This is a genomic window from Blastocatellia bacterium (assembly GCA_025054955.1).
Lineage (GTDB): Bacteria > Acidobacteriota > Blastocatellia > HR10 > J050 > JANWZE01.
The window spans coordinates 76178-90665 of sequence record JANWZE010000086.1; the positions used below are offsets into that span (position 1 = coordinate 76178).

Genomic DNA, 14488 nt, shown 5'->3' on the forward strand with positions numbered 1-14488 from the left:
ACTGATGATTGAAAAAGGTGTGAAGATTGAGCCACCCAATGGCAAGCTGGGTGTGCTGTTGGTGGGGCTTGGGGCCGTGAGCACGACGTTCATTGCCGGCGTGGAAGCAATACGCCGTGGCTTGGCTCTGCCCATTGGCAGCCTAACGCAGCTCGGGACCATCCGGCTGGGCAAGCGGACCGAAGGGCGAGTGCCATTGATCAAAGACTTTGTCCCATTAGCTTCAATGGATGATCTGGTGTTTGGCGCGTGGGACATTTTTCAGGACAATGCCTATGAGGCTGCCCTCAAAGCCGGCGTTCTGGAAAGGAATTTGCTCGATCAAGTCAAGGAGCCGTTGCAACAAATCGAGCCGATGAAGGCCGTCTTCGATCAACGCTACGTCAAGAAATTGTCTGGCAGCAATGTCAAGACGGGCACAAGCAAATTCGACTTGGCGCAACAACTGATAGAGGACATCCAGCAGTTCAAGCAGCGCCACGGCTGTGCACGGCTGGTAATGATTTGGTGCGCATCAACTGAAATTTTTCTGACTGCCGATGCCACGCATCAGTCCGTTGAGTCATTCGAGCAAGCTCTGAAAGAGAATTCACCCTCGATTGCCCCTTCGATGATTTATGCCTACGCGGCGCTACGGCTCGGCATTCCGTTTGCCAACGGAGCGCCGAACTTAACAGTAGATATTCCGGCAATGTGGGCGCTGGCTGCTGAAACCAACGCCCCGATTGCCGGCAAAGATTTCAAAACTGGCCAGACGTGGATGAAGACAATTATCGCGCCTGGCATCAAAGCGCGGCTGCTCGGCTTGAACGGATGGTACTCAACCAACATCCTCGGCAACCGCGATGGCGAAGTGCTGGACGACCCGGAGAGTTTTAAGACAAAGGAAGAATCAAAATTGTCGGTCCTCGAATATATTCTCCAACCGCAACTCTACCCACAGTTGTACCATGACTTCACACACGTCGTGCGCATCAACTATTACCCCCCTCGGGGTGATAACAAAGAAGGATGGGATAACATTGACATCGTCGGCTGGCTTGGCTATCCGATGCAGATCAAAATCAATTTCCTTTGCCGTGATTCAATCTTGGCTGCGCCAATTGTGCTCGACCTTGTGTTGTTCCTCGACCTTGCCCAACGCTGCGGAATGAAGGGCATTCAGGAGTGGCTGAGTTTCTACTTCAAGAGTCCGATGACCGCGCCGGGATTGTATCCTGAACATGATTTGTTCATCCAACTGATGAAACTCAAAAATACGCTCCGACATCTGCGTGGTGAAGAGCTGATCACGCATCTTGGGTTAGAGTACTACGACTGATGGATCGTGGGTTGTGATTCGTGGATCGTGGATCGTGATTCGTGATTTGTGATTCGTGGATCGTGGCTCGATTCACGGGCCCCGGCTCACGGGTCACGGCTCATGGCTCACAGACGCCGGCTTACAGACCCCGGACCCCGGATCACGGATAATGGTGATGGTATGGAATGGATTTGGCAGTTCGTTGATTTCTTTATTCACCTGGATAGGTATTTGAGTGAGATCATTCGGGCGTATGGGACATGGACCTACCTGATTTTGTTTCTCATCATTTTTTGTGAAACCGGTTTGGTGGTGACGCCTTTGTTGCCGGGCGATTCGTTGTTGTTTGCTGTCGGCGCATTTGCTGCCATGGGCGCGTTGGATGTCTGGTGGGCGTTTGTGCTGTTGAGCATCGCGGCGATTGCTGGAGACACGGTCAATTATTGGATTGGTTACCACATGGGGCCGCGCGTCTTTCACGAGGAGCATCGTTTCTTTCGCAAAGAGTATTTGGATCGCACGCACCGATTTTATGAGCGTCACGGGGGCAAAACGATCATCATTGCTCGCTTCGTCCCGATCATTCGCACATTTGCTCCGTTTGTGGCGGGCATTGGGCGCATGACGTATAGTCGTTTTGTCGTCTACAACGTGGTGGGTGGTCTGCTCTGGATCGCCATCTTTGTCTTTGGTGGTTACTATTTCGGCAACATTCCGATTGTCAAGCGTAACTTCACGCTGGTCATTATCGCCATCATCATTATCTCTGTGATGCCGGCTGTCATCGAGTATTGGCGTCAGCGACGTCAGGCGTGGTCAACTGATGCAGTCGAATCCATCGAGGGTTGACACGTTGGCGTGGACTTGAGTATAAGCTGCCGCCTAGTCATGGGCCGACGATGTCGTTGAGGATGGAGAGCAGGCGTTGATGAGCGACGTGCTGAGGCGGTTTGAGCTGCCCGAACGAATCGGACGGCTGGCTGAATTGGCATATAACTATTGGTGGAGTTGGCATCCGTCGGCCCGCGAGCTCTTTCGTTTGATTGACCATCCGCTCTGGCGACAGGTGGCGCACAATCCCGTGCAGTTCCTGCGCCTGGTTGATCCGGCGAAATTGGCGGCAGCCGCGCACAGTACGACGTTCTGCCGGTTGTATGACGCCGTCATCAAGACGTTTGACGACGAGCTGAAGACGCGCGATACATGGTGCGCGCGAACGCTGCCGGAGTTAAGCGAGCGTCCTGTAGCCTATCTTTCGTTTGAATTCGGCCTGCACAATTCCTTGCCTGTTTATGCCGGTGGGTTGGGCATTCTGGCTGGCGATCATTGCAAAGAAGCCAGTGACCTGGGCATTCCGCTCGTCGGCGTCGGCTTCATGTATCCGCAAGGCTACTTTCGCCAACGCATTTCAGCCGATGGATGGCAGGAATCGCTCTACACACATTTAGATTTTGCCGATGCGCCGGTTCGCTATGCGCGGATGCCCAGCGGCGAGCATTGCGTTGTCAAAGTGCCGTTGCGGGAGCGCGACGTGCGCATTGCGGTGTGGCGCGTGGACGTCGGACGTGTGCAGTTGTACCTGATGGACGCCAATGTGGAAGGGAATGATCCGTGGGATCGTGAACTGACAGCTCGGTTATATGGCGGCGATCATGAGCATCGCATTGAACAAGAGATGATTTTGGGAATCGGCGGCGTCCGTGTGTTGCGGGCGCTCGGCATCCATCCGGCTGTGTGGCATGCCAATGAAGGCCATGCCGCGTTTATGATGTTGGAGCGGATTCGTGAACAGGTGGAGCGGGGCTTGACGTTTGAACAAGCCGCCAAAGAGGTTCGCCAGACCACGATCTTCACAACACATACGCCTGTGCCCGCAGGCAATGATTCATTTCCGCTCCACCTGATCAGCAAGCACTTTCGTCATTATTGGGGATCGTTAGGGTTGACGGAAGAGAAATTTTTGGCGCTGGCCGCCCATCGGGAGACGTGGGGCACAGGATTTAACATGACGGTCTTAGCCCTGCGACTGGCCGGTCGAGCCAACGGCGTCAGCCGGCTGCACGGTGAGGTGTCGCGTCAGATGTGGCACACATTGTGGCCCGACCGTCCCATCCAACAAGTGCCGATTGACTCGGTCACCAATGGCGTCCACGTGCCGACGTGGATTGCGCCAGAGATGAATCTATTGTTCAACAAGTTTCTTGGGCCTGATTGGATCAAGCGACATGACGATCCCGACATGTGGGAGCTCGTCATGGAAATTCCTGATGAACAGCTCTGGGCTGTTCATCAACAATTGAAGCGAAAACTATTGAGTTTTATCCGTGATCGCGTGCGGCACAAGTGGCGACAAGGATTACTCAATGCGGAGCAGGTGATCGCGGCTGGAGCGTTATTGGACACCAACGTGTTGACGATTGGATTTGCCCGCCGGTTTGCCACCTACAAACGGGCTCACCTGATCTTTTGGGACCTCGCACGATTGCAAGAGTTGTTATTGTCTGCGGCGCGACCGGTTCAGATTGTATTTGCTGGCAAGGCGCATCCGGCTGATCATGGGGGTCAGCGCCTGATTCACTTAGTTTATTCGGCTGCCAAAGACTATCGGTTTGCCGGTCGTGTGGCGTTTGTCGAAGATTATGACATGCACCTGGCTCGTTATCTTGTCCACGGCGTTGATGTGTGGTTGAATAACCCGCGTCGGCCACAGGAAGCCAGCGGCACCAGCGGACAAAAGGCCGCACTCAACGGTGTTCCTCACTTAAGTATTTTGGATGGCTGGTGGGCCGAAGGCTATACAGGCAACAATGGGTGGGCGATTGGCGATCATCACGAGCTGCCGAACGAGGCGCTTCAGGACGAAAGAGATGTTGAATCACTCTATCGCCTGCTGGAGCAGGAGGTCGTTCCACTCTACTATGAACGCGACCGGGATTCTCTACCGCGCGGCTGGATACAGGTGATGAAACAGGCGATCCGCACGTGCGCGCCGAGATTCTCCGCTCGTCGCATGGTGAAGGAATATGCCGAACGATTTTATGCGCCAGCGGCCCGCGCAGCAGCATCGTTGAAAGCTACGTGACGTTCGTTACCTGTCCCCAGTGGGGATTCATTTCTGCCTTCAGCATGCACTGGCACACGAGCAACAGCACGCCACGAGCAATGAAAAAGTTATTTCTCGCGGATTGTGAGCGGCTTTTTTGAGGGGGGACGATGAAAAAGGAACACACGCTGACCGGCGTTCCAAGCGCGTCGCAGGCTGCGCCGGCTTCTCGTTGGGGCCGCTGGTTATTTCGACTGGATGAGCAGGCTGAAGAACGGCGTCACGAACAAACGCATCCCTGGTACAAAGTGTTGTGGCTCACCGGCGTGGATTATTTTTCCACGCTTGGTTACCAGCCTGGCATTGCGCTGTTAGCGGCGGGCGCTTTGTCTCCGCTGGCCACGGCGATTCTGCTTCTGGTGACGCTGTTTGGCGCCTATCCGACTTATGCGCAAGTAGCCCGCCGGTCTTATGCCGGGCAAGGCTCGATTGCCATGTTGGAAAATCTGTTGCCGGGCTGGCGCGGCAAATTGTTTGTGTTGGTGTTGTTGGGATTCGCGGCCACTGATTTCGTCATCACCATGACCTTATCGGCTGCTGATGCTGCGCTGCATGCCATCGAAAATCCTTACTTGCAACCCTACTTAGGCCACGCGCAACTGAGCACCACCATCGTGCTTCTGGCCTTACTGGCGCTCGTCTTTTTGAAAGGATTTCGCGAAGCGATCGGACTGGCCACAGCGGTCGCCGTGCCGTACATCCTATTGAATCTGATCGTGGTGATTCGCTGCCTGATTGAAGTGTTTCACCATCCCGAAGTGTTTCCCCAATGGCAAGCCAGCCTGGCGCTCAAGGGTGATTGGACGATGTTGCTGGTTAGCTCAGTCATTATCTTTCCGCGATTGGCTTTGGGACTGAGTGGATTTGAGACCGGCGTCACCGTGATGCCGCTCATCTCTGGAGGCGTTCAAGACATTGGCGAATGTTATCCCCGGGGTCGTATCCGCGCTACCCAACGCTTGTTGCTGGCCGCTGCGCTGATCATGAGTTTCATGTTGTTGACGTCCAGTTTCGTCACCGCTTTGCTGATTCCGCCGGAAGATTACGCCGAAGGCGGGCCGGCATCGGGCCGCGCCATTGCTTACCTAGCGCATCGCTATCTGGGGGCGACGTTCGGCTCGATCTACGATTTTTCCACGATCTTGATTCTCTGGTTTGCCGGCGCGTCGGCGATGGCTGCGCTGTTGAATTTGATCCCGCGCTATCTGCCGCGGTTTGGCATGGCGCCGCAATGGGTCGCTTATGCGCGGCCACTGGTGATCTTGCTCTTTGTCGTGGATGTCATCGTCACGCTCGTGTTCAACGCCGATGTTGAAGCGCAGGGCGGCGCGTATGCGACCGGCGTGTTGGTTTTGATCTTGTCGGCGGCTGTGGCTGTGTCGCTGGCCTTCGCAAGCGAGCGGCGAGACGAACCGGATCGCAAGCAAGCTCGCCGACTGTTCTGGTGGGAGGCCTATTTCTGGATCGTTTCAGCCGTGTTCGCCTTTGCGCTTGTGGATAACGTGATTGCCCGCCCCGATGGTGTGATTATCGGCAGTTGCTTCATCGTGGCCATTGTGTTTTTAAGCGGCTTGAGCCGGTATCGCCGCTCGACCGAGCTGCGCGTGTTTGACATCAAGTTGATGGATGAAGAATCGTTGCGATTGTGGCCGTTGTTGAAAGGCAAGACGGTCAACCTGGTCCCATTGCGCACGTCCAATGAGGCGGCGCGGGTGCGCAAAGAGCGCGAGATTCGCAAGTATTATTCGATTGAAGGCCCGCTGGCATTCATCCATGTCAATTTGGTTGATGATCGCAGCGAATTCCTCGCTCGATTGCGCGTTCGCGTGCGTTCCGAACGCGACAATTATGTGATCGAGGTCTACGGCGCTGTGGCGATTGCCAACACGATTGCTTATCTGAGCGAATTGATTGACCCAAAGACGTTGTTCCTCGGCTTAGCTCGCCAGAATCTGACGGTGCAAGCCTTGAAGTACTTGTTCCTTGGCGAAGGCGAAGTTGGGCTGATGGTTTATACGATTTTGCTTCGTTACTGGGAATCAACCCCGGAGGAAGACGTTCGTCCGTTGATCTTTTTGATGAGCGAGTGAGAGCAGCGCAGAAAGGCCGCGACCTTGGTTGCATTCATGCCGGTTGGCTCACGCCGGCACGAGTCTCACCAGACGCTGGCGAAGTTCCGGGTGACGTTGGTTGCGTTCATGTCGGTTGGCTCACATGGTCTGGCGGTTGCGTCAGGGCGGTGACGGTGGCGATATTTTCCGGGTTGCCCAAGACGATCAACTGATCGTTGGCCTCCAGCCGCGCCTCAGCATCAGGATTTGCGAGGATGACCCCCTGACGACGAATCGCGACGACGGTCACGCCGTATTTCTTTCTCAGGGCTAGTTGGCCCAGCGTCTGGCCGACCATCGCCGAGCGTTCATCCAGCCGCAGCGTGCTGATTTGCACATCGGTCAGGTACGGCCTCACATCGTTGATCGAAGCTGTCTCCAGCATTGGACGGCGCAGCATCTGGTAGCCATCGGCGCGCACCTCAGCGATAAATCGCTCAATGTCATCTTTGGGGACCAAGTATTTTGCTAACACGCGGGTGAAAATTTCTATCGAGGTTTCAAATTCTTCCGGGATGACTTCGCTGGCTCCCAGTTCCAGCAGCGGTTTCATCTCTTGAAGGAAGCGAGTTCGCGCAATGATGTAGAGGTTCGGATTGAGGCTCCGCGCCAGTTCAATGATCCGGCGCGTCGCCGCAGGATCAGAAATGGCCACGACCAAGACCCGCGCTGTCCTAATGCCGGCATGTTCTAGGACAGCCTGCTGCACAGCATCGCCATAGAAGATCGGTTGTCCTTTAGCCTGTTCTTTGCGAACGGTCTCGGGATTGATCTCAATGATGAGGTACGGAATACCGGAGGCATCGGCTGCACGCGCCACGTTTCTGCCGTTGAGCCCGAATCCAACGATAATCAAGTGATCGTAGTTGACTTTTGTCATCGCGTCGGCGCCTTGCGGGAGCGCAGGGAATAGCCCCGATCTGAGCCGTTCCGGCCACGGCCATCGTAACACTGCTGTGACCAAGCGAGGCGCCATGGCCATGACCAGCGGCGAGACAGCCATCGTCAGCACCGAAACGGCGAGGAAGAGTTGATAGGAAGTTGCTTCCAAGAGACGATAACCGATGCCAATTTTGGCCAGCACAAACGAGAACTCGCCAATCTGCGCCAACATCAAACCTGTCAATAGCGCCGTGCGCAGCGGGAATCCCAGCAAGGCTGTTGCCAAGCTGGCCAGGCTCGCTTTCAAAACAAAGACGCTGACAGCCGTCGCCAAAATCAGACCGGGGTGCTGCACGACAAATTGGATATCAAGCAGCATGCCGACCGAGACAAAGAAGAAACTAACGAACACGTCACGGAACGGCAGCACACTGCTGAGCGCCTGGTTGCCATAAGCAGATTCGGAGATGATCAGCCCGGCAAAAAACGCGCCGAGCGCCAGCGAGAGGCCAATCTTTGATGTCAGCCAGGCGACCGCTAAACAGATCAGAATGATGCCTAGCAGAAAAACCTCACGACTGCGCGTTTGCGCAATCTGATAGAGCAACCAGGGCATCAGCCATTTAGCGGCCAACACGACCATGCCAATGACGCCGACTCCTTTGACGAGCAGGAGTAGCAAAGGTTGGCCAATCTCTTGCACGTCGCCGGCCAGCAGCGGCGTGAACAGGATCATCGGCACGGTGATGACGTCCTGAAAAATCAGCATGGCCAGACCGGTCCGCCCCTGTGGCGTGTCCATCTCAGCGCGTTCCTGCAAAAGTTTCAAGGTGATCACCGTGCTACTGAGCGCCACCAGAAAACCGATGAAGATGGACTGCCCCACCGGTTGACCGAACTGGCGAGCAATCAAAGCGGTCGCCACAACGGTCAGGATCACCTGTATGCTGCCGCCGAGCAGCGCCGCCCGCTTAATCTGCATCAGGTACTTGATCGAAAATTCGATGCCGACACTGAACAACAGAAAGACCATGCCCACTTCTGCCAGCACCTCGACATCGTGAACAGCTTGAATCAAGCCGAGGCCGTGTGGGCCGGCCAACAATCCCGTCAAGAGAAAACCGACAATCGGCGACAGGTGCAGCCGGTGACACACAAACAGCACGACAATGGATATGGCAAAGATGATGAGAATGTCATTCAACAGTGGTATCGTCATCAACTTGCTCGTTCCTTGACATTGAAATCTCGATCCACTTCGAGCCGCAGCGCCGGCATCAGCGATCTTGAAGTCTCAACTCAATTCGAGCCGCGACACGGGCCTCGGCCGAGCCAGACAACTGCGACCCTCGCGCTCTCATGCGCTTTGGCGATGAATCACCTTCACCACTGCGCTCGATGCGATGTGGCCAAGCGGCCTTCGTGCTCTCACGCGCTTTGGCGATGAACCGCTCGCAGAATCAGCGCGCTGAGCAAGCTGACTCAGTTGGTTGTCGCGGCATTGCGTTGTTCCGCATGTTTGTTCATCTGTCGGACGGCTGCTACTGCGAAGACATGCCCATAGCCGGGCTTCATCATGCAATCACTGAATCTCGACTGTCTGCCCCCGATAAGGGCCCTCATGATAGGGTATCGCTTCGCCCCGAAACGACAGGCGTAGCAACGGGGGCGCAAGCAGTGTCGTCACGACCGCCATGAACAGAACGACGCCGTACATCGCTGGCGAGATTGTTCCCAGACCCAGTCCGATCTGAGCCACGACGATACCAACTTCACCACGCGGAACCATGCCAAGACCGACCTGCGTCGCCCGGCGCCATCCCAGCGTGATCGCTCCAGCGCCGCAGCCAACCAGTTTGCCTATGACGGCCAGCAGTGTGACCAGCACCGCCATGATGAGAACGCCGGCATTGAGAAATGCGTCCAGGCGCAACTGCATGCCGATGTTGACCAGGAAAAACGGAACGAGAAATTCCATCAGCGCCTCAGATTGATGAACCAGCTTAGTCTGGTGGGCACGTTCGGCCAGCATGACGCCTGCCAGGAAAGCGCCAATAATGGCGGCCACGCCGATATAAGCGGCAGCGTCGGCAATTCCTAAGCACAGGATCAATGCGAAGGCATAATAAGATTGTCTCACGCGCAACTGCTCAACGCGCGGCGCCAGCCGGTTGACCAGACGCGAGCCGACGACCATAAGAAATATGGTGAATCCGATGGCCAGCCCGGCTGTTGTAGCCAGCTCTGCGTAGTTGATGGTGCCTTTGGCCAGGCCGCTGACAATGGCCAGAATCAATAAGCCGAGCACGTCGTCAATAACCGCAGCGCCGAGTATCACGCGACTCGTTTGAGCGTTAATCAACCCCATGTCACCAAGGACACGAGCTGTAATGCCCACGCTCGTAGCCACCATCGCAGCGCCGATAAAAATGGATTCAGTGCGCGTGTGACTCCCCATGAGCCTGCTACCCGTGAGCTCGACCAGCCCATAGCCGAGCAGAAATGGCACGATGACGCCGAGCACAGCCACAACTGTCGCCGTCTTGCCGACGCGGAACAGATCGCTCGGTCGTGTCTCCAATCCGACGGTGAACAACAAAAAGATGACACCGAGTTCAGCCAGGAAGGTCGTAATCTCCGTCGGCGAGACCAGTTTGAACACACTTGGGCCAATCAGAATGCCAGCGAGAATTTCACCAACAACGGCCGGTTGTCTGAGGCGCTCAAAGATTTCGGCCATGAGCTTGGCCGACGTAAACATGATAAACAAGCCAAACAGAACCTCGGTTGAATGATTCGGCGCAGACCACCACAGACCTAACTGACTCTGCATAGAGACAAGATTGTTCAATTGGCTATCCTCCCACCACGTAATCTTCACACGCGATCAGATGCGCGGCGCTGATCGCGCTTGCTTTGCACATTTTCATGACATGCCTGTACTCTGGCATGCGATCAGGTGCGCGGAGCTGATCGCGCTTGCTTTGGACACTTTCATGCCATGCCCGTGCCTCGGTTATATGGCCGCATGGCGACCGCTCAGTCCAAAGGCACAAATCTTAGCATACCGATCTCAAGCAAAACAGCAAAGGCAGTGGTGAGCTCAGGAATCTAGTCAGTGGGGAATCGCCCCTATGCAACAGCACATCTCAAATGATGAAAAGCGAGCACAGATTTATAGACAATTGATTCCGTTCTGTTAATCCAGTTAATCTGTGCGTACTTTCATCTTCGGGCAGTTTGCTTTTCTAGTTCGTTGCCATTCGCTGAGAAAGCGTTGGTGATTGCCTCAGCGGTGATTGAATGGTCTACTGTGGCATGATACAATCGCGCCTCCAAAATTTGGATTTATGGAGGGGACGATGAGAGCTGGGATGTTATCAATCATTGTATTTTTGTTTTGTTTGGGAGGGGTTACTTTGGCGCAGACGCCGATGAAAGTTCATCGGGCGGAGCTTTCAATTCCATTTGGTGTAACATCAGGCCACATCCTGCTGGTCGGGGATTACCTTATATTCGTAGATGCGGAGAAACCCGACGCTTCGTTTGCCATTGCAAAATCCGATATTCGCCACATGATCGCTGAAGGCGGCGTGATCACGCTCGAAACGCGCCAGCCCGTGCGCGACCGCACAGGTGAACGATCTACTCTGAGTTTTCGCTTGCAGGAAGTGGAAGTCGGCTCGGTGATGAATTGGTCAAGCGCGCCTGCTTCGCCGCTGCCCACCCCTGTTGCCGGTCAGAGGCCGACCGCTGAGACGCCAGCGATGACCCCTTCTCCGACCACAACTCCAGCTCATACGTTGAACTATGAGGCAAAACATAAGCACACGCTTTTTGGCAGTTGTAGCGGTACGATTACCATTACCAATGAACGCATCACCTACGAGTCAACCGACAATATCGGCCACTCGCGGCAATGGCGGATGGCTGACATTCGCGAAGTGAAACAGAACGGCCCTTATTTCTTCGAGGTCGAACCATTCATTGGGAGTCGGTATCGGTTTGAGATCGGCGGCCAAGGCATGGACATACAAGATTTCAAAATGGTGGTGCTCCACATCACGGCGGCACGAGCCACTCGGTAAGGTACGCTCCGCGCCGTGCATCGCTTGGGCACGAAAGCCCTGTCGCAGATTCCACCTGTTGGCGACCTTTTACGTCGCCATGGTAACACCAATAGTCCGGAGGAAGGCCCATGTTTGATGAAGCGACATGGCAAGCAGCAGCGGAACGACCCGAGCAGAAGTCTCCGATTTCCTGATGGCATTTGGGATTGCTCATACTACGCTCGTTTTTGCTAAGCCGCGCAAGCAGTTCGTGACAACGTTGCCAGACGTGCAACGTCTGGAGCAGTCGCGCAAGCAACATTGGCGCGTTGCAGAAGCGCCAGAACGGCGCGTGTGTGGCCAGCGGTTGGAGGGCATGAACGAGCTGATGAGGGAACGGATGGCGCTCCTTCAGAGCGCGAGGGATTGAGGGCGACAGCTCCAGACGTGCAACATCTGGCTACCCTCGTGTGGGCGGCTACCGCCGCCACTGCTCGCAGTCAGCGAGCGTCCACATGGGGAGGCTCCTGCAGACGCGCGTCGCCGCAACACAAAACGCCACACGTCAGCGGGCCTCCACACAGGGATGCCCCTACAAAAACGCGGTCTTTTTCTCCACGATTGGTATGACTGTGCATCGCTTGTGAGTGAAGGCTCCGTCGCAGGGGCCCGGCTGCGTCGTGTCAGCAGCACGTGACCGCTGACGTACCCTCATTCTTCCAGGTGGTACGGCACGCTGATCACGATCACCCCTTTCTTGAATAACAAAGCGCCCTTGATGAGGAGCGCTGTTTGATTGTGCAGCAGCGTTTGCCACCAGTGCGGCGTGACATATTCCGGCAAAAGCACCGTCACCATGTCCAATTGCTCATCACGCTTCACCGCATCAATATAATCGAGCAGCGGTTGGATGATGGATCGGTAGGGCGATTCCAGCACCACCAACGGGATGTCAGCGTGCCATTGTTTCCACCGTTCGCGCAGAGCGCGGGCCAGTTCGATATTCAAATCCACGTAGACAGCCCGCACATCAGAAGAAATCGTCTTGGCATACGTCAGCGCCAACACAACGCCTCGATGAATATCAGAAACTGGCACAATAACAACATGGCGGATATGCGTAGGTCTCTCGAACCCGCCCAGTGTCAATCGCGCATTAACAAATTCATAGTGTCGGTGAATCGAGCGGAAATGGAGCACTAGCAGCGGAATTAAGATGATCACAATCCAAGCGCCCTGCGTGAACTTGACGGTGGCGAACACGCCGAGCACCACAAAGGACATAAATGCTCCCAGTCCATTGATAGCGGCTCGATGCGCCCAGCCCGCGCTGCGTTCTTTGCGCCAGTGCATGACCATCCCCGATTGTGACAACGTGAACGAAAGGAATACGCCCACAGCATACAATGGGATTAACGCATGGGTGTCACCATCGAAGGCGATGATCAGCAGGCTGGCCAGCACACCGAGCGCGATGATGCCGTTGGAAAAAACCAGTCGGTCGCCCAGATTGACCAGTTGTCGTGGCAAGAAGCGGTCCCGTGCGATGAACGAGGCCAGACGCGGGAAATCGGCATAACTGGTGTTAGCAGCCAGCACAAGGATCATCGCCGTGGCTGCCTGGACGTAGTAATACAACGGGCCGCTGCCCAACACATGGCGCGCCAGTTGCGAGACGACGGTTTGGCCATGCTGTGGGACGATGCCATACAGATGTGACAGCGTGGTGATACCGATGAACATGGTCATCAGGATCAGCGCCATCCACAACAAGGTCACGCCGGCATTGCGTGATTCAGGTTTTTGGAAGGCGGGCACGCCATCAGCAATAGCTTCCAGCCCAGTCAACGCCGTGCAGCCAGAGGCGAACGCCCGTAGGACTAAAAATGTTGTCAGCGCATGTGTGGCCACAGGCGGGTCAGCGACTGGCGCTGGCCCAAGTCCGTATAGCGTGTATTTGATCAGTCCTGTTGCAATCAGCCCGAACATACCGATGATGAACAAATAAGTAGGAAGCGCAAAGATGTTGCTCGATTCTCGGATGCCACGCAGATTGGCCAATGTAATCATCGCAATGAGAGCGACGGCCAGTGCGACTCGGTGTGGGTAAAGCGAGGGAAACGCCGAGGTGATGGCCGCAACACCGGAGGCGATGCTGACGGCTACTGTCAAGATGTAATCGGTCAACAGCGCGGCGCCGGCGACCAAGCTGGGGTATGTGCCCAGATTGTGCTTGGCGACGATATAGGCTCCTCCGCCCATCGGATATGCGTGGACGGTCTGCCAATAGCAGATTGTCAGGATCAGCAGCAGCAGGCCAATGGCGATGGCAATTGGAATAGATAGATGAAGCGCGGCTGTGCCGGCCAGTACCAGGACCAGCAAAATCTCTTCGGTGGCGTAGGCGACCGATGAGAGCGCGTCTGAGGAGAAGACGGCCAACGCTTTGACCTTGGTCAACCGTTCATGAACAACGTGAGCGGTGGCCAACGGGCGACCTAGAAAGAATCGCCGCAGCGCCATGGCCATATCAGCCGTGCACCTCACCTTGACGTCGGAGGATTTGGTACTCCGGCGTCTTCTCGAATTCTTGGAAGAAATAGGATTGAACGACCTCGACGTCTACATCATAGTTCTGAGCGATCCGTTCAATAACACGGTGGTAGGGTTCGGTCAACTCGTGACGCTGGTGGGCAGCCTGCCGTTCCATCACGTAATCTCGCACTTCTTTTCGCCAGACAGGTTCCAGTTGAAACGGAGCGAATGACTGCTCGCTGGCTGGCAAGCCCGGCTCATGGAACCTGAGTCGAATCGGATAGACAATGGACTCTACACTGATGATGCCGGGAAGCTCTTCGTTATACCCGACGACTTCGCCAACCAGTCCGTCGTAGCACTGATAGGCAGAAGCCGTCGCTGGGGGCGAGGACTCCAACCGGACACGCCATTTGGAACCGATTGGAAATTGAGACAAGTCGGCTCGAGCCGCAACCGTGTTGTCCATATTTCAATATGCCTCCAACATGGCACATTTAACATA

10 protein-coding genes are annotated in these 14488 nt (G+C 55.4%); 6 read left to right on the forward strand and 4 right to left on the reverse strand.

The window, feature by feature from the left end:
• The first annotated feature begins 4 nt into the window (after nt 1-4).
• The 4 genes from NZ823_11500 to NZ823_11515 all read left to right on the forward strand — a co-directional run bounded on the left by NZ823_11500 (nt 5) and on the right by NZ823_11515 (nt 6496).
• A complete protein-coding gene (locus NZ823_11500) occupies nt 5-1321 on the forward strand; it encodes an inositol-3-phosphate synthase (GenBank protein MCS6805751.1) in 1317 nt (438 codons plus the stop codon).
• Nucleotides 1322-1483: 162 nt separating this feature from the next.
• Nucleotides 1484-2152: a DedA family protein gene (locus NZ823_11505; GenBank protein ID MCS6805752.1), complete on the forward strand. Its 669-nt coding sequence runs from the start codon at nt 1484-1486 to the stop codon at nt 2150-2152.
• A 79-nt stretch (nt 2153-2231) separates the two neighbouring features.
• On the forward strand, nt 2232-4385 hold the full coding sequence (gene glgP, locus NZ823_11510) for an alpha-glucan family phosphorylase (protein MCS6805753.1): 2154 nt from the start codon (nt 2232-2234) through the stop codon (nt 4383-4385).
• 131 nt (nt 4386-4516) lie between these two features.
• On the forward strand, nt 4517-6496 hold the full coding sequence (locus NZ823_11515; GenBank protein MCS6805754.1) for a hypothetical protein: 1980 nt from the start codon (nt 4517-4519) through the stop codon (nt 6494-6496).
• Between the two features lie 106 nt (nt 6497-6602).
• On the opposite strand, the gene NZ823_11520 is transcribed toward NZ823_11515, so the two are convergent.
• Nucleotides 6603-8618, reverse strand: a complete 2016-nt coding sequence (locus NZ823_11520) for a cation:proton antiporter (protein ID MCS6805755.1) — start codon at nt 8616-8618, stop codon at nt 6603-6605.
• A gap of 363 nt (nt 8619-8981) precedes the next feature.
• Nucleotides 8982-10250, reverse strand: coding sequence for a cation:proton antiporter (locus NZ823_11525; GenBank protein MCS6805756.1), 1269 nt, complete (start codon nt 10248-10250; stop codon nt 8982-8984).
• Nucleotides 10251-10773: 523 nt separating this feature from the next.
• Here NZ823_11525 and NZ823_11530 point away from each other — a divergent pair.
• Nucleotides 10774-11487: a hypothetical protein gene (locus NZ823_11530; protein ID MCS6805757.1), complete on the forward strand. Its 714-nt coding sequence runs from the start codon at nt 10774-10776 to the stop codon at nt 11485-11487.
• Nucleotides 11488-11614: 127 nt separating this feature from the next.
• A complete protein-coding gene (locus NZ823_11535) occupies nt 11615-11878 on the forward strand; it encodes a hypothetical protein (protein MCS6805758.1) in 264 nt (87 codons plus the stop codon).
• Nucleotides 11879-12159: 281 nt separating this feature from the next.
• Here NZ823_11535 and NZ823_11540 read toward each other — a convergent pair whose 3' ends face one another.
• Nucleotides 12160-13977: an APC family permease gene (locus tag NZ823_11540; protein ID MCS6805759.1), complete on the reverse strand. Its 1818-nt coding sequence runs from the start codon at nt 13975-13977 to the stop codon at nt 12160-12162.
• Between the two features lies 1 nt (nt 13978).
• Entirely contained in the window at nt 13979-14452 is a 474-nt protein-coding gene (locus tag NZ823_11545; protein ID MCS6805760.1) for a hypothetical protein, read from the reverse strand.
• Nucleotides 14453-14488: the final 36 nt, after the last annotated feature.